This is a genomic window from Pseudomonas sp. B21-015 (assembly GCF_024749285.1).
Lineage (GTDB): Bacteria > Pseudomonadota > Gammaproteobacteria > Pseudomonadales > Pseudomonadaceae > Aquipseudomonas.
The window spans coordinates 6,558,435-6,574,607 of the sequence record NZ_CP087196.1 but is presented as its reverse complement, the minus strand read 5'-3'; the positions used below and the strand labels follow the sequence as shown (position 1 = coordinate 6,574,607).

13 protein-coding genes are annotated in these 16,173 nt (G+C 58.7%); 9 read left to right on the top strand and 4 right to left on the bottom strand.

Annotation, left to right across the window (positions count from 1 at the left end; genetic code table 11):
• Nucleotides 1-93: 93 nt before the first annotated feature.
• From glmU to glmS, 3 genes are all read left to right on the top strand, one after another.
• The gene (gene glmU, locus LOY38_RS30085) at nt 94-1,461 is read left to right on the top strand and encodes a bifunctional UDP-N-acetylglucosamine diphosphorylase/glucosamine-1-phosphate N-acetyltransferase GlmU (protein ID WP_258698320.1); all 1,368 of its coding nucleotides are present in this window, start codon (nt 94-96) and stop codon (nt 1,459-1,461) included.
• A gap of 202 nt (nt 1,462-1,663) precedes the next feature.
• The gene (locus tag LOY38_RS30080; RefSeq protein ID WP_258700823.1) at nt 1,664-2,443 is read left to right on the top strand and encodes a DeoR/GlpR family DNA-binding transcription regulator; all 780 of its coding nucleotides are present in this window, start codon (nt 1,664-1,666) and stop codon (nt 2,441-2,443) included.
• A 1-nt stretch (nt 2,444) separates the two neighbouring features.
• The gene (gene glmS, locus LOY38_RS30075; protein ID WP_258698319.1) at nt 2,445-4,277 is read left to right on the top strand and encodes a glutamine--fructose-6-phosphate transaminase (isomerizing); all 1,833 of its coding nucleotides are present in this window, start codon (nt 2,445-2,447) and stop codon (nt 4,275-4,277) included.
• A gap of 461 nt (nt 4,278-4,738) precedes the next feature.
• Here the strand turns inward: glmS and LOY38_RS30070 are convergent, their stop codons facing one another.
• The 4 genes from LOY38_RS30070 to LOY38_RS30055 form a co-directional block, all read right to left on the bottom strand.
• Nucleotides 4,739-5,083, bottom strand: a complete 345-nt coding sequence (locus LOY38_RS30070; protein WP_258698318.1) for a MarR family winged helix-turn-helix transcriptional regulator — start codon at nt 5,081-5,083, stop codon at nt 4,739-4,741.
• 134 nt (nt 5,084-5,217) lie between these two features.
• Nucleotides 5,218-6,342: a hypothetical protein gene (locus LOY38_RS30065; protein WP_258698317.1), complete on the bottom strand. Its 1,125-nt coding sequence runs from the start codon at nt 6,340-6,342 to the stop codon at nt 5,218-5,220.
• Entirely contained in the window at nt 6,317-7,678 is a 1,362-nt protein-coding gene (locus tag LOY38_RS30060) for a cytochrome P450 (protein WP_258698316.1), read from the bottom strand. Before LOY38_RS30060 ends, LOY38_RS30065 begins: the two co-directional genes overlap by 26 nt.
• Nucleotides 7,679-7,700: 22 nt before the next feature.
• Nucleotides 7,701-8,198: a DUF1330 domain-containing protein gene (locus LOY38_RS30055; protein WP_258698315.1), complete on the bottom strand. Its 498-nt coding sequence runs from the start codon at nt 8,196-8,198 to the stop codon at nt 7,701-7,703.
• Nucleotides 8,199-8,339: 141 nt separating this feature from the next.
• Here LOY38_RS30055 and LOY38_RS30050 point away from each other — a divergent pair, with 141 nt between their 5' ends.
• The 6 genes from LOY38_RS30050 (at nt 8,340) to LOY38_RS30025 (ending at nt 16,168) form a co-directional block, all read left to right on the top strand.
• Entirely contained in the window at nt 8,340-10,670 is a 2,331-nt protein-coding gene (locus LOY38_RS30050; protein ID WP_258698314.1) for an RND family transporter, read from the top strand.
• Entirely contained in the window at nt 10,618-11,403 is a 786-nt protein-coding gene (locus tag LOY38_RS30045; protein WP_207238837.1) for an outer membrane lipoprotein-sorting protein, read from the top strand. The genes LOY38_RS30050 and LOY38_RS30045 overlap by 53 nt, the downstream gene beginning before the upstream one ends.
• Before the next feature lie 15 nt (nt 11,404-11,418).
• Entirely contained in the window at nt 11,419-12,525 is a 1,107-nt protein-coding gene (locus LOY38_RS30040; RefSeq protein WP_258698313.1) for a DNA alkylation repair protein, read from the top strand.
• A gap of 30 nt (nt 12,526-12,555) precedes the next feature.
• Entirely contained in the window at nt 12,556-13,584 is a 1,029-nt protein-coding gene (locus LOY38_RS30035; RefSeq protein WP_258698312.1) for a methyltransferase, read from the top strand.
• Between the two features lie 151 nt (nt 13,585-13,735).
• Nucleotides 13,736-15,337 (top strand): NAD(P)-binding domain-containing protein, encoded by a 1,602-nt coding sequence (locus tag LOY38_RS30030; RefSeq protein WP_258698311.1) that lies wholly within the window; start codon nt 13,736-13,738, stop codon nt 15,335-15,337.
• A 12-nt stretch (nt 15,338-15,349) separates the two neighbouring features.
• The gene (locus LOY38_RS30025; RefSeq protein ID WP_258698310.1) at nt 15,350-16,168 is read left to right on the top strand and encodes an amidohydrolase family protein; all 819 of its coding nucleotides are present in this window, start codon (nt 15,350-15,352) and stop codon (nt 16,166-16,168) included.
• Nucleotides 16,169-16,173: the final 5 nt, after the last annotated feature.

Here is a 16,173-nt window from a genome sequence, read left to right as displayed (position 1 = left end):
TGATTAAAAAGGGTAGCCTCGGCTACCCTTTTTTCTTTTCCGATTTTCATCACTTGGTCGCAGTTGCTGACCACCCAGGATTGGTAGCCAGTCATGTCCCTTGAAATCGTTATCCTCGCTGCCGGCCAAGGCACTCGCATGCGTTCGGCCTTGCCGAAAGTCCTGCATCCGATTGCCGGTAATTCAATGCTTGGTCATGTTATCCACAGCGCCCGGCAACTTGATCCACAGCGCATCCATGTAGTGATTGGCCATGGCGCCGAAGCGGTGCGCGAGCGTCTGGCCGCCGATGACCTGAATTTTGTCCTGCAGGACAAACAGCTGGGTACCGGTCATGCGGTGGCCCAGGCTGTGCCGTTCATCGAGTCCGACACCGTGCTGATTCTCTACGGTGACGTGCCGCTGATCGAAGTCGAAACCCTGCAACGTCTGCTCAAGCAGGCTGCACCGAAGCAATTGGGCCTGCTCACCGTCGAACTGAATGACCCGACCGGTTATGGTCGCATTGTCCGTGATGCCGCCGGCAATGTGACTGCCATCGTCGAGCAGAAAGACGCCAACGAAGCCGAGCGTGCGATCACCGAAGGCAATACCGGCATTCTGGCAGTACCTTTTCAACGGTTGGGCGATTGGCTGGGCCGCCTCTCCAACAACAACGCCCAGGGCGAGTATTACCTGACTGACGTGATCGCCATGGCGGTCAGCGATGGTCTGGTGGTGGCCACCGAACAACCCCATGACGCCATGGAAGTGCAGGGTGCCAACGATCGCAGGCAGCTTGCCGAGCTGGAGCGTCACTACCAACTGCGCGCTGCTCGGCGTTTGATGGCTCAAGGCGTGACCCTGCGCGACCCGGCACGTTTCGATGTGCGCGGCGAAGTGATCGTCGGCCGCGATGTGCTGATCGACATCAACGTGATCCTCGAAGGCAAAGTGGTCATCGAGGACGACGTAGTGATCGGCCCGAACTGCGTGATCAAGGACAGCACCCTGCGCAAAGGCGTGGTGATCAAGGCCAACAGCCATATCGAAGGCGCAATTCTCGGCGAAGGCAGCGATGCCGGTCCGTTCGCTCGTTTGCGTCCCGGCACAGTGCTGGAAGCTCGCGCGCATGTGGGTAACTTTGTCGAGCTGAAGAACGCTCACCTGGGTGAAGGCGCCAAGGCCGGTCACTTGACGTACTTGGGCGATGCCGAGATCGGTGCGCGTACCAACGTCGGCGCAGGCACCATCACTTGCAATTACGATGGCGCCAACAAGTGGAAAACCGTGCTGGGTGAAGATGTGTTCATCGGCTCCAACAACTCGTTGGTGGCGCCTGTGGATATCTCTGCGGGTGCGACCACGGCGGCCGGTTCGACTATTACCCAGAATGTGGATAAAGCCCAGTTGGCTGTCGGCCGGGCGCGGCAGAAGAACATTGATGGCTGGAAGCGGCCGGAGAAGATCAAGAAGAGTTAAGTTATCCACAAATTGAAAGATCAAAAGATCGCAGCCTGCGGCAGCTCCTACAGAGTGAACAAGAATTCCCTGTAGGAGCTGCCGCAGGCTGCGATCTTTTTATGGGTTATCCACACATCCTTTTTTTTCTGATGCTGGCTTGACGAAGTTTCGCCGATAGGTTTTGATTGCTTACGTTATCTTTCGAATCGAAACTTACCTAATTATGTCGAAACGCAACACGCCCCAACGCCGCCACAATATCCTCGCCTTGCTCAACGAGCAGGGGGAAGTCAGCGTGGACGAACTGGCCAAGCGCTTCGAAACCTCGGAAGTTACGATTCGCAAGGATCTGGCGGCGCTCGAAAGCAACGGTCTGTTGCTGCGTCGTTATGGCGGAGCAGTCACCATGCCTCAGGAGCTGGTCGCCGACATCGGCCAACCGGTTTCCAAATACAAGCAGGCCATTGCCCGCGCCGCCGTCACGCGGATTCGCGAGCATGCGCGCATCATCATCGACAGCGGCAGTACCACCGCCGCGATGATCCCGGAGCTCGGCCAACAACCGGGTCTGGTGGTGATGACCAACTCTCTGCATGTCGCCAACGCCTTGACTGAACTTGAGCACGAGCCAGTGCTGTTGATGACCGGTGGTACCTGGGATCCGCATTCCGAGTCCTTCCAGGGCCAGGTGGCAGAGCAGGTACTACGCTCATATGACTTCGATCAGTTATTTATTGGCGCCGATGGCATCGATCTGGTGCGCGGGACCACCACCTTCAATGAGTTGCTGGGCCTGAGCCGTGTCATGGCCGAGGTCGCCCGCGAAGTGATCGTGATGGTCGAAGCCGACAAGATCGGCCGCAAAATTCCCAATCTGGAGCTGCCTTGGAGCAGCGTCCATACCCTCATTACCGATGATCGCCTGCCGCTTGCGGCACGCGATCAGATTCAGGCCCGCGGCATCAATGTGATTTGCGCCGCTGTCAGTCAGGAGAACTAGCATGTGTGGAATTGTTGGTGCAGTCGCAGAACGGAACATTACCGCCATCCTGCTCGAAGGTCTCAAGCGTCTGGAATACCGTGGTTATGACAGCGCCGGCGTGGCGGTGTACACCAACGATGAAAAACTCTTGCGCGTGCGTCGTCCGGGCAAGGTCAGCGAACTGGAACAGGCGCTGGTCGAAGAGCCTCTGATTGGCCGTCTGGGCATCGCCCATACCCGCTGGGCGACCCATGGCGCGCCGTGCGAGCGCAACGCTCACCCGCATTTTTCAGGCGATCTGGCGGTGGTGCACAACGGCATCATCGAGAACCACGAAGCCCTGCGTGAGCAACTCAAGGCGCTGGGCCACGTATTCACGTCGGACACTGACACTGAAGTCATCGCGCATTTGCTGCACGAAAAAATCAAGGTGCAACCGGACCTGACTGCGGCTTTGAAAGCGACTGTTAAAGAGCTGCACGGTGCTTACGGTCTGGCGGTGATCAGCGCCCGCCAACCGGATCGTCTGGTGGCGGCCCGCAGTGGCAGTCCATTGGTGATCGGTCTGGGCCTGGGCGAAAACTTCCTGGCCTCCGATCAATTGGCACTGCGCCAGGTCACTGACCGCTTCATGTACCTGGAAGAAGGCGATATCGCCGAAATTCGCCGCGATAGCGTGCAGATCTGGGATATCAACGGTGCACTCGTCGAGCGTGAAAGCGTCCAGTACCGTGACGGGGCCGAAGCCGCTGATAAGGGCGAATTCCGGCATTACATGCTCAAGGAGATTCACGAGCAGCCGGCTGTGGTGCAACGTACTCTTGAAGGTCGTCTGAGTCAGAACCAGGTGCTGGTCGAGGCATTTGGTCCCCAAGCTGCCGAGCTGTTCGCCAAGGTGCGCAATGTACAGATCGTCGCCTGCGGCACCAGCTATCATGCCGGCATGGTTGCTCGGTATTGGCTCGAAGAACTGGCCGGTATCCCGTGTCAGGTCGAAGTCGCCAGCGAATTCCGTTACCGCAAAGTGGTCGTGCAGCCCGACACCCTGTTCGTGAGCATCTCCCAGTCTGGTGAAACTGCCGACACCCTGGCCGCCCTGCGCAATGCCAAAGAACTGGGCTTCCTTTCCAGCCTGGCGATCTGCAACGTCGGCATCAGTTCCCTGGTGCGTGAGTCGGACCTGACGCTGCTGACCCAGGCCGGTCGCGAAATCGGCGTGGCCTCGACCAAAGCCTTCACCACTCAATTGGTTGGCCTGCTGTTGCTGACCCTGGCCCTGGGTCAGGTTCGCGGCACGTTGGCTGAAGGCGTCGAAGCCACACTGGTCGAAGAACTGCGTCGCTTGCCGACCCGTTTGGGCGAAGCCCTGGCCATGGACAGCACCGTGGAGAAAATCGCCGAACTGTTCGCCGAGAAGAACCACACGCTGTTCCTCGGTCGCGGCGCGCAATTCCCGGTGGCGATGGAAGGGGCCCTCAAGCTCAAGGAAATCTCCTACATCCACGCGGAAGCCTACCCGGCGGGCGAACTGAAACATGGCCCGCTGGCGCTTGTGGATAACGACATGCCGGTGGTCACCGTGGCGCCGAACAACGAGTTGCTGGAGAAGCTGAAGTCCAACCTCCAGGAAGTCCGCGCCCGTGGCGGTCAGCTGGTCGTCTTTGCCGACGAGCAGGCCGGCATGACCAATGGCGAAGGTACTCATGTTGTCCAGATGCCGCACATCCACGACATCCTGTCGCCGATCCTCTACACCATTCCGTTGCAGTTGCTCTCGTATTACGTGGCCGTGTTGAAAGGCACTGACGTTGATCAGCCGCGAAATCTGGCGAAGTCGGTGACGGTGGAATAAGTTATCCACAGGTGATCGAAACACTTGGTTTTAGACGATAAATTTTGACACAATGCCCAAAGCCCCTGATTTCAGGGGCTTTTTCTATTTCATGGCCTCCACCATATGTCCGACCTTGTGGCCACAGCAGCCGGAATGCTTGCCGTCTGGTTGAGCGGATTCCATCCGTGGCCAGCGAGCATAGCGCCAGCGGAGCGCTCCATTACAACATTGAAAGGGCTCCTGGACATGCTTACAGCTTAGCAGCGGTTGCCTGACGACCAATTGGCACATTTCTGCCTAATCCACGCAGGGTGAGTTCGGCGTACGCTTACATGGAGGTGTTTAGAAACTAGGGACGATTCAGCAGAATTTTAATGCTCACTCGGCGTCTATGAGGTGTCTGATCTGATCGACCACTCTGATCAGCGAAAGCTTGTCCTCTTTTCGGATAGCTTCAGATAACAAACGATCAGCAACCATCATCGACTGATGGACTTCCTTACGTAGCTCTTCCCCTGAAGAGTAAGGAACACTAAGGTTTGACGTCGGTTCGACGGTAGGACTTCTCGTCTGATCAGGCTGCTGCCCTCCATGCGCTTTAGCAGCCCGGACACTGCCGAGATGTCTATTTCAAGCTGATGCGCAATATCTCCCACCAGAATGCCCTTATCCGTTTGGCAAAGCTCCAGAAGGTAGCTCTGCTGTGCGGATATACCTTCAGGCAGGTACTTTCTGTAGAACTCAGAAATGCCTCGCCATCCACGATAGAAGTTGAAGCAAAACAGGTTGCGTAGTACGGGTTCAGCATTGCTGTTACGTGCCACTATTCGTACCTCTGAATGCAGTGGGCGATCGAGCAAAACGCGTTCAAGCTGGCCTCATGCCCTGAAAACCATCCTGTAGTTTGTTGTTGCCACGCGTAAAGCAGGGCAGAGCTAAAAACGGGCTGCCAATATGATCAAAACGCATAGGATAGCCCAACGGACAGGTACCTTGCTCGGTACATACCACCGCTGTTGAGCAGCAGACTCAGTTGCTCATCAAGGCGCCGGCTGCCCTGAACTTTCAGACCCCATAAGCCACTTTGGCGATCCCTCACGGTGGATACCAGCAGGTTGGTGTCCGCGACGTCGTTGGCAATCCATCGGACTCCCAGCATCTCGCCGCATGACGCAATGATGCTGTCGCATCGGGTGTCGGTCAGGTGCTCGTACAGCAGGGATAGATCACTGGCACCATTGAAGGCCGACACCCAGGTATATTCGAAGCCCGAGACACTGGCCCGATCAACCCCGTACTTACTGTCCTGAAGCAACGCTTCAAGCTTCAACAGCCAGGCGCCCAGGGTGACTTGGGTGTCGACGGCGAGCCTGTCCACCTCAGGGTACGCCGGGTCGAAGCTGGAAGGTGAGTGCCCCGCGTAGGGGTCGCGGCTGTGACCCCGAAAGTAACTGAGGCCAATATCCGCAGGGCCGGCTACCTGGGTGGCGCGCACGGCAAAGTCGGTCTGCCCGGAGCAGCGCAGTGGCGTGAAGAGGTCCTGCTCATAGGCAGGGTCCTGCGCGCCATGTTCACCGAAGATCAGCGCGTCCGGACGCTCGCGATAGCAGGGTAGGACATACAACGTCATGTTCTGCCCCAGGCCGCGATAGCCCACCGAGGCCATAGGTTGTGAGAGGCGAGCGTCTCCATCTGGGTCGAACCTGAGGTCAACCTGATTCACCACGTCGACCAGATGCCGGGACTCGGTGACTCCCCAAAACACCCGGCTTAGTCCGACCCCCAGTTGCCAAGGCCCAGGTCGGTAGGACAACGAAAACTCGCGCAGGTCCGCGGCGTCGTATCGGTCCAGCCCCGCCCACTGTAATTCCACCTCCATGTCCAACGACATCTGCTCGAGCAGTGGTTCATGGCGATCCCACTTGAACTGCAGACCTGCAAAAGACGTGCGCGCCGGCTCGTAGCCATTGCCCTGGAATGTCAGCTTGTACTGCTCCTCTGTGCTGCTTGCGCAGGGGCTCAAGGTGATTGTCAGGCAAGCCAGCAGCAGTCCTCGGCTAAATCGCGACAGTGGATACGCCATGAGCTACGCGCCTGGTCAGAGAAGTCTTCAGGCCATTGCGAGTCCGTAGAACGAATGCCGGTTCAATTTCAGGCAAGTGTTCCGGGCGCACATTGAGCTCGTAGTTTGTCAGCACCTGCCGGAGCAGCGCCTTCAATTGCAAGTGTGCCAAGCCGATGCCAATGCACTTCATCCGTCCGCCGCCAAAGGGAAAGAAGGCGTACTTGGGACGGCTGGGCGCCGTCGCCGCAAAATGCTCGGGATGGTAGTCCAGAGGCCGCTCCCAGAAGGTTGGGTCACGGTGAGTCACCCAAGGACTCATGATGATGTTGGTGCCTCCCGGCACCCGTTGGCCACCGAGTACGCATGGTTGGGCGGCTTTGCGATCGATTAGCCACAGCGGTGGCGACAGGCGCATGGATTCGTTAAAGCATTGTTCCAGCACGGGCGTGTCTTTCAGGTCGAGCCGGCTGCTGGTGGCGACTGAATTCAATTCATCGCGTACCGCCTGCTGCCAGCTCGGGTATTTGGCAAGATCGCCCAAGGTCCACATCATGGCTGAGGCGACGGTGTCGAAGCCGGCCAGGAACACGCCCATGATTTCCCGCAGGATGAGCTGATCATCGAGGGCCTGGCCTTGTTCATCGCGGTAGTCGATCAAGTCGCCAAGAAAACCGCCAGCGGCTGCGTCGGCACTGCTGCGATGCTGGGCAATGATTTCCAGCAGGACCGTGGCGATCTGCCCGGCGGCGTTGTGCAGCCGGCGGTTGTTCGGCGTCGGCAACCAATCGGGAAGCGGAACCGGCGAGGACAGACGGATATTCATGTAGCGCAGGCTCAGGGTCCAGCCTTGCGAGATGCGCGCAATAGCCTGGGCGCCGATGCGGTGTCCGAAGAGAAACTGGGTCAGCACGTCCATGGCGTACTCGACCATTTCGTGTTGCAGGTCGATGTCGCCGTTGTGGTCCACGCGATTGGACCAGTCGGCCACGCGTTCGTGAGCCAGGGCGTCGACATTCAGCGCGAGCTCACGCAGGCGCGGCAGGGCAAACGACGGGATGACCGCCTTGCGCTGCTCCTTCCACTTCTGGCCGTCGGCGATGATCATGCTGCCACCCGCCAGGGGGCCGAAGGCCGCGGCGATATCGCTGCGACCGAAGTTTTCGCCCTGGAAAATGGTATCGAGATCGGCCGGGTCGAAGGCCAGGCAGAAGGAAGCCCCAAAACCGACGGGCAATCGTACGAGGGTACCGTAGCGCTGCCGACACTCGTTCAAGAGTGCCAGCGGTTCGTTACGAAACCGCTCAGAGCAGCCGAAAAGCATATGCCCGCGAGGGCCTGGCGCAAAAGCGTTCATCCTATCGTCCTTGATTGCAGCTTTAGGCGGCTTGGATCGGTGCCATGGCGAAGGCGCCACCGAATACCGCGCTGGAAGCCGCAGTCCGATTGCGGTAGTCGGGGTCTTGCATCAGTTGGCCCACGGCGTCCGCCGACGGGAATTCGATGATCTCGAAGCCGTCGAAGGACCACTGCTCACCACGCTCTGTGACAGCGCTGATCACCACGTGCCCACCGTGGCGGGCTAGGGCTGGTTCGCGGTCGGCGACATACTTGGCCAGGGCATCGGCGTTGTCTGAGGCATTAGGTGCCTGGAACTGAAAGGCCACCAGCATGGTGGGGCCCTGGACTTCGGCCCAGCGCGCGAGATCCTGTTTGACGCCTGTCACGTGAACCCCCGGTTGCCCGTCCGCCGCAGGGGAAAGTTGCAGGCGACGCACTTCCAGTTCCCCAAACATCGGTTGGGAAACCCGACCGTCCAGCACTACAGCCGATGCCGCGGTGGGCTGATTTGCTTCGCTGATTACGTTCAGCTTCATGTCTTGCTCCTTTATATGACGTCATATTTGACGTAAAAAAACTACAAGCTAAATGTTTGCACGTCAACTGTTGACGTAAAAGATGTTGTTCTATAGCTTGCGCACCGTCGATCACATAGCCCTTTTGGAACGGATGTCAAAATGATGAGAACGATAGTGTCAGGTGTAGTGCGCTTGCGATGGGGGTTCCTGCTGCTGTTTCTAGGGCTGGCATATCTGGCCAGCCTGGGGCAGAGCCGACTCGGCTTCAGTACCGATTACCGGGTGTATCTTGCCCCGGACAACCCGGAGCTGATGGCGCAGGAGCAGATGCAGGCGACCTTTGACCGGTCGGACAACCTGTTCATTGTGGTGGCGCCGGAGTCGGGCGACGTGTTCAGCCAGTCGTCCCTTGAAGCGCTGCAATGGATCACCCAGCGCGCCTGGCAGACACCTTATTCGGTGCGGGTGGATTCCCTCAGTAACTTCCAGAATATCGACGCCGACGCGGACAACATCCAGGTCGCCGATCTGGTGCGTGATGCCGCTGCCCTGAACGAGCAGCAGCGTCAGCGGGTCCGCACCATCGCCTTGTCAGAGCCGCAGCTGGTGGGCCGCTTGGTGTCCAAAGCCGGCAGCGTCGCCGCGGTCAATGTGGTGTATCACCTGGCCGGGGTTTCTCCTTATGAGAATAGCGAGGTGGTGAGCTTCGCCCGTCAGCTGGCTGAGGAGGCGCAAGCCAAGTTTCCCGGGATCAAAGTGCACCTGACGGGCATGGCGATGTACAACAACGCCTTCCTAGAAGCCGCCTTGGGTGACGCCGCCAACCTGACCCCTTGGGTCTATCTGGTGATCCTGATCGCCGCGCTGATCATGCTGCGCAGCGTGCTGGCCACAGTGGCAGCGGTGGCGGTGGTGTATCTGGCCATGACCAGCGCCGAGGGCATCGCGGGCTGGCTGGGCATGAGCCTGACGTCGCTCTCGGCGTCTGCGCCGCTGGTGATTCTGATGATCGCCGTGGCGGACTCGGTGCATGTGCTGTCGGTCACCCTGATGCATCTGCGCAAGGGTGCTACCCGGTTGGATGCATTGCGTGAAGCGCTGCACGAAACCCTTGTGCCGGTCACCGTGACCAGTCTGACCACCGCGGTGGCTTTCCTGTCCCTGAACTTCAGCGAGATCCCGCCTTTCCGTGACCTGGGCAACATCGTCTCGATCGGCATCGCCCTGGCCTGGTTGTTCACCCTGTTTCTGCTGCCGGGCCTGGTTGCGCTGCTGCCACTCAAGCCCAGCGCCAAAGGTGATCCGCTTGAACATGCAATGACCCGCTTCGGCACTTGGGTACAATCACGCTCGCGGATGTTGATGTGGCTAAGCATCCCTGTAGTAGTGGTGCTGGCCTCGTTGGCCGGGCGCAATGAGCTCAATGACCAGTATCTGCGCTGGTTCAGCCCGGAGACTGCTTTCCGGCAGGCCAATGACTACACCGAGCAGAACCTCACCGGTCTTTACACCATCGAGTATGCGCTCAAGTCCAAATCAAGCAGCGGCGTGAATGACCCGGTCTTTCTGGCTCAGGTGGAAGCCTATACCACCTGGTTGCGCCAACAGTCGGAAGTCGCCCATGTCAGTTCGCTCTCGGACGTGGTCAAGCGAGTCAACCGTAGCCTGACCACTGGCACCGAGGAAGCTTATCGGCTGCCGGAAAGCACCGAAGTGGCGGCGCAGAGCCTGCTGCTGTACGAGCAGTCCTTACCTTATGGCCTTGACCTGAACAACCAGATCGATGTCAGCCGTACGGTCACCCGGAGCGTGGTGGCCCTGCACGAACTGAGTACCCGGCAGATGCTCGACTTCGAGCGTCGCTCGATGTCGTGGCTGGCCAGCAACGCGCCGGGAATCGAAGCCAAGGCCGCCAGCACCACATTGATCTTCGCCCACATCGGCCAGCGCAATATCGAGAGCATGATGTGGGGGATCATCGCCTCGGCGGCGGTGGTTGCGTTCTTGCTGATGCTGCTGTTCCGCTCCTGGAAACTGGGCCTGCTGTCCATGGTGCCGAACGTAATTCCGGCAGCCATGGCCCTGGGTATCTGGTGGCTCTGCGTTGGGCAGGTTGGGTTCTCGGTGGCCATCGTCGCCTCCATGACCCTGGGGGTGGTGGTCGATGACACCATCCACTTTATGTACGCGGTGTTGCAGCGGGTCAAGTCCCACGGCCAGACGGTGGGTGAAGCGGTTGGCGAGGCTTTCGCCAGCACGGCACCGGCCTTGTTGGTGACCTCGCTGACCTTGACGGCCGGGTTCCTGGTCCAGGCAACATCCGAGTTCGCCTTGAACCAGGAAATGGGGCTGATGACCGCCCTGACATTAGTGATTGCTCTGCTGGCGGATTTTTTCCTGCTGCCAGGGTTGCTTGAACTGACATTGGAGAAGAAGCGTGAAAGGACTGAAGAGCGTGAAGTACCTGGCGATGCTGTTCTGCCTCGTTGAGATGAGCGTGGCCGTGGCGGATGAGAAAGGTCAGGAGATCGCCAGGCAGGCGGACCAGCACAACATCGGCTGGAAGGACATGTCGGCGGATCTGCAAATGGAATTGCGTAATGCCTACGGCGCGGTAAGTACCCGTGAGTTAGCGGTGCAGTTTTTTGAAGTGCATGCCGATGGCGACAAGAGCCTGGTGCGTTTTCTGAGTCCGGCGGACGTGCGTGGCACCACCTTACTGACCCACGCCCATAGCCTGACCTCGGATGATCAGTGGCAGTTTTTCCCGTCGCTGCGTCGGGTCAAACGGATTGCTTCGGAGAACAAGTCAGGCCCATTTATGGGCAGTGAGTTCGCCTACGAGGACATGGCCAGTTGGGAACTCGATAAGTATCAGTACCAGTATCTGGGGGACGAGGTAGTCGATGGGTTGGACGCGTACAAGCTGGAAATGACCCCAGCTTACCCGCGCTCCGGCTACACCCGTCAGGTCACCTGGCTCGACAAACAGTATTACCGGCCGCTCAAGGTCGAATACTACGACCGCAAGAATGCGCTGCTCAAAACCCAGACCTACAGCGGTTATGGTGTTTACCTGGACCGCTACTGGCGGGCCAGCGAGATGCGAATGGTCAACCACCAGACCGGCAAGCAGACCTGGATGCGCTGGAGCAACTACCGCTTTGGCAATGGCTACAACGAGCTGACATTTGATAAGAGCAGCCTCGACGCTCAGCGTTGATTCAAGGGAGATGTCATGGACTTCAAGGATTACTTCGATCATCCGCTCGGCGTCGAGTTGGGCGGTCGCGCTGCCGCGCTGCTAGCGAGCTTCGATCAGCAGCGCTACAGCGCCTCGTTGCCAGCGGACCTGCGACCGCTGGAGATGAAGGCCCGGGTCAAGGCCATGGCCAGCGCCCTCTGGGATGGTTTGGGCCTGGAGTTTGTGCCGGCGGCCCAGGTACTGGTTCGCATGCTTGACCCGATCCCCGGGACCCGCTTTGGTCGCATGACCGGGTTTCCGGTGTGGGTGATCGCCGATATTTTCGAAACCCGCGGTCTTGAGCACTTTGAGCCCGCCATGCAGGCGATCAAGAAGGTGACTCAGCACTTCACCGGCGAGTTCGCCATCCGGCCTTATCTGGATGCCTACCTGGAGCCTACATTGCAGGTGCTGGCCGGCTGGGTCAGCGATGACAGCCCCGACGTGCGCAGGCTGGTTTCCGAGGGCACGCGTCCGCGCCTGCCGTGGGCCTCCCGGGTCCCGAGCCTGTTGGTTGACCCAGCACCGGTCCTGGCCCTACTGGAGCGTCTGCGCAACGATCGCAGCGAGTATGTACGCCGCTCGGTGGCCAACAACCTCAATGACATCAGCAAGGACCATCCCAGCGCCGTGCTCGATGTGCTGGAGCGTTGGCAGGTCGAGGAGCGTGGGCCGCACACCGATTGGGTCATCCGCCATTCGCTGCGTACCCTGGCGCGGCGCGGTGACAGCCGTGCGCTGGAGCTGCTTGGGTATTCCATGGCCGCGCCGGTGCAGGTCAAGCGCTTCCAGGTCGGACCTTCGCAGATCAAGCCAGGGGAGCGTATTTCCCTGGATTGCGATATCCAGATCGACAGCACCAGCGAGCATGGGCTGATGGTCGACTACGCGATTCTCGCACCGGGTGCCCGAGGCCAGATCAACCGCCGGGTGTTCAAGTGGAGCAAGCGCCAGAAGCTGGTCAAGGGGTCGGTGAAGCTGCAGCGCGATCACAGTATCGAAAGCAGTTCGCTGAGAAGTTACTACCCTGGCGCACACGAGGTGCATCTGATCATCAACGGGCAAGTCGTGGCCCAAGGCTCTTTCGAGCTGGGCGTTTAATCACTACATCAGTTGGACAGGGAGGTTGATATGGCAGTACCACCAATGGCCGGGAAGGTCCTGGATCCCGTGAGTCTGGCGCTCTATGGCTTCATGGGCAGCGCAATTCTACTGCAGGGGCATCGACTAGGGGTTTTCCAGTCCCTTGCAAGCGCTGACGTGGGCTCCGGGGCAGACGCTCTGGCACAAACCCTGGCGCTGGATGGCTCCACACTGGAGCGGTTTTTGCGCGGCGCGATTGCTTGGGGGCTGGTCGAGGAACAAGCGGGTGGCTATCGACTGTCGGCGTCCGCCCGTGGCGCGCTGGATCCTCAGTCGTCGCAGTATCTGGGGCCTTTGCTCGAACACTTCGACAGCAACACTCTGCCGCTGTTTCGCCACCTCGGCGATGCCGTGGGCAGCGGCCAGGCGCAATGGTCGAAACTGGCGCAAGACGCGTCGGCACCCTTCGATTACCTGCTGGCCGAGGACCGTGGCGCAGCGTTCCATGATGCGATGTGGAACCTCAGCCGCGAGCCTTCAGCAGAGTTGGTGAAGCTGGGGGTGCTGGGCGACGCGTCGAGCCTGGTCGACTTGGGGGGCGGCATTGGTACCTTCGCCATCGCCGCCGCACAACAGCATGCCGAGCTCAGGGCGGTGGTGTTCGACCTGCCTGCCGTGGAGCCCCATTGCCTGGCGCGGATCAGCGGGGTGGGGCTGGCCTCAAGGGTCAGCTTTGCGCCGGGTGACTTCTGGTCCGGTGAGCTGCCCCACGCGGATGCCTACTCACTGGGGTTCATTCTCTCTGACTGGAATGACGAGCAATCTCTGCAGCTGCTGCGCCGGGTTCGCCAGACGCTGAATCCCGGAGGGCGAGTTCTGGTGCTCGATCGCTTGTTGGAAGCGTCAGGCGCCGAGCCGTTTGCCGCGGTCATGCAGGACCTGGCGATGCTCCTGGAAACCGGCGGGCAACATCGCACGGCGGCTCAGTTTCAGGCGCTGTTGCATGAAGCTGGTTTTACTCGCACCCAAGTGATCAGATCCAACGGTGAGAAACATGCGGTCATTGGATATCTATAACTCCAAGCCGGTTTAACTTTGATGTAAGTCTGTGGCTATCAGGCCAGTTTTACTGTTGATCTGCCCAACTCATTAATTCCGCACTGTAACAGCGTGGACGTCTACGTGCGCGCTGTTCTGGTCAATAAGTGAAACATAAGGAGAGCTTCAAATGTCCGCTGAGAAGACGTATGGATACTTGGTTGTTGGCGCTGGCCCGGGAGGGCTGCAGGCCGGTTATTGCTTACAACAACAAGGGCGTGATTATCTGATTGTTGAGAGCGGTGGTCGCGCGGGCACATCATTTGAACGATTTCCGCGGCATAGAAAGTTGATCTCAATCAATAAAGTCCATACCGGTTATTCTGATCCTGAGATTAACTTGCGTTGGGATTGGAACTCGCTGTTAAGCAGCGAAAGCACCGCGGCACGGTTCACCGACTACAGCCAGCGCTATTTCCCCGATGCCGATGACATGCCGCGTTATTTGGACGGTTTTGCCAAAGAGCATCAGCTTAATGTGCGTACCGATAGCTCAGTAGTGAACGTACGTCGTGACCAGGACTTTATCGTCACCTTGTCCACGGGCGAGGAGCTGCGGGCCCGTGTGCTGATCGTCGCCACCGGCGTGCAACTGCCTTGGCTGCCGGACATCGAGGGGATCGAGCACGTCGAGCACTATGTCGATATGGACATCGACCCGGTGCCGTTGACCAACAAGAAAGTGCTGATCCTGGGCAAGGGCAACTCGGGCTTCGAGACCGCCGACGCACTGATCGAGCATGCGGCGATGATCCATGTGGCGAGCCCAAATCCATTGCGTATGGCCTGGTCGACTCACTACGTCGGGCATGTGCGGGCGGTCAACAACAACCTGCTCGACACGTACCAGCTTAAATCGCAGAACGCGATTCTCGACGCTAAACTGCATCGCATCGAGCGTGAGGGTGATAAGTTCAAGGCCTACTTCAGCTACGAGCACGCCGAGGGTGAGCAGGAAGTCATCGAATACGATCGCGTTATTGCCTGTACCGGCTTTCGCTTTGATGATTCGATGTTCGACGAGTCTTGCCGCCCTGAGCTGTGCTCCATGGGCCGATTGCCCGCGCAGCAGGTGGATTGGCAGTCAAAGAATATTCCAGACCTTTACTTTGCCGGCACCTTGATGCAGTACCTCGACTACAAGAAGTACATGTCGGGGTTCATTCACGGTTTCCGTTACAACGTGCGCACTCTGTGCCAGTTGCTGTTGGAGCGCTACGACGGAGTCGCCCTGCCGCAGGCTACCCATGAGTTGCAGGTGGCGCCGGCATGCGAGCGCATCATCGAGCGGGTCAATCAGTCCTCGGCCCTCTGGCAGCAACCAGGCTTCCTGCAAGATGTGATGCTGATAGACCGGCAACAACAGCGCTTGAAATGGCATCTTGAATTGCCCCAGGACTACGTCGCACAACGCTTTGCCGCTGATGAGTACATGACACTGACCTTGGAGTTTGGTCAGCGCAAGTTTGACAACCCTTTCAATGTTTCGCGTATTGCCAGAGAGAACGTCAAACGCGCCGAAGATTCAAACTTTCTACACCCGATTATCCGGCATTACCACGGCGGAGAGTTGCTGGCGGAGCATCACATTATTGAAGACTTGGCCGCTGAGTGGCGCGAAGCGGAACACATCGAACCACTATCGGAGTTCCTGCGGCAGCAATTGCTAGTAGAGCAAATCGCTCCAGTTTTTGAAGCTCCGAAACTGTGGAACGTGATTTCGACATTTTAAAAGGATTTAATAATGAACTTCGTAGACTTTCATATTCATGCTGGAAGATTCTCGCTGCTGCGTGACGACATTCAAGGGCTATTGACCAAATTTCCTTTTGAGGAAGGGATCGATGTTCGTGAGATATTTTCCAATCCATTGGCGTTGAAGGCTTATCTTCAAGAGCGCGGGGTGGCACGTGCGGTGATCCTCGCAGAGTGCGGGCCGGGGACCAACTTTTCCATCGACAGCCAGTTGATTCTGGACTTCTGCGGCAGCGATCCTTTCTTTGTACCGTTCGGCAATATCAATCCGCTGCACCACGCTGATCCACTCCAAGAGTGGCACAAGGATTTCGAGCGGGGGATCAAGGGCTACAAGTTCTACCCCGCCGACCATGGGTTTGATCCGTACCTCGACTCGATGATGGCGGTCTATGAAATGTGTGCTGAAGTCGGCCAGCCCATCATGTTCCACACCGGCCTGACTGCGCAGCGCGACACCGAGCAGAAGTTCATCCGGCCTGGGGATTTTCGCCGCCTGGTAGAAACCTTCCCACGGCTCAAGGTGATCTTTGCACACGGCGGCAAGCCGACCTGGTACGACGAGGCGCTTGAGATGGCCTGTCGTTATCCGGGGGTGTACCTGGATACCGCCCTGGTCCCGCCTGAGGTGCTGGTGGACTGGCTGCACGAGCGTCCGGCGGTGCACAGCAAAGTACTTTTCGGCTCCGATCTGCCGGTGTGCGGTAGCTACTCGGCGGTGTGCCAGAAGATTCTCGGCGCCGGCCTTGATCGCGAACTGCTGCAAGCGGTGCTCAGTGGAAACGCCAATCAAGTGTTGGCCGGATAAGGGGA

Bases quoted from the DNA above. Each gene is read 5' to 3' on its own strand.
- glmU (WP_258698320.1), top strand. From the start codon at position 94: ATGTCCCTTGAAATCGTTATCCTCGCTGCCGGCCAAGGCACTCGCATG.
- glmS (WP_258698319.1), top strand. From the start codon at position 2,445: ATGTGTGGAATTGTTGGTGCAGTCGCAGAACGGAACATTACCGCCATC.
- LOY38_RS30065 (WP_258698317.1), bottom strand. From the start codon at position 6,342: ATGGCGTATCCACTGTCGCGATTTAGCCGAGGACTGCTGCTGGCTTGC.
- LOY38_RS30060 (WP_258698316.1), bottom strand. From the start codon at position 7,678: ATGAACGCTTTTGCGCCAGGCCCTCGCGGGCATATGCTTTTCGGCTGC.
- LOY38_RS30055 (WP_258698315.1), bottom strand. From the start codon at position 8,198: ATGAAGCTGAACGTAATCAGCGAAGCAAATCAGCCCACCGCGGCATCG.
- LOY38_RS30050 (WP_258698314.1), top strand. From the start codon at position 8,340: ATGATGAGAACGATAGTGTCAGGTGTAGTGCGCTTGCGATGGGGGTTC.
- LOY38_RS30040 (WP_258698313.1), top strand. From the start codon at position 11,419: ATGGACTTCAAGGATTACTTCGATCATCCGCTCGGCGTCGAGTTGGGC.
- LOY38_RS30035 (WP_258698312.1), top strand. From the start codon at position 12,556: ATGGCAGTACCACCAATGGCCGGGAAGGTCCTGGATCCCGTGAGTCTG.
- LOY38_RS30030 (WP_258698311.1), top strand. From the start codon at position 13,736: ATGTCCGCTGAGAAGACGTATGGATACTTGGTTGTTGGCGCTGGCCCG.
- LOY38_RS30025 (WP_258698310.1), top strand. From the start codon at position 15,350: ATGAACTTCGTAGACTTTCATATTCATGCTGGAAGATTCTCGCTGCTG.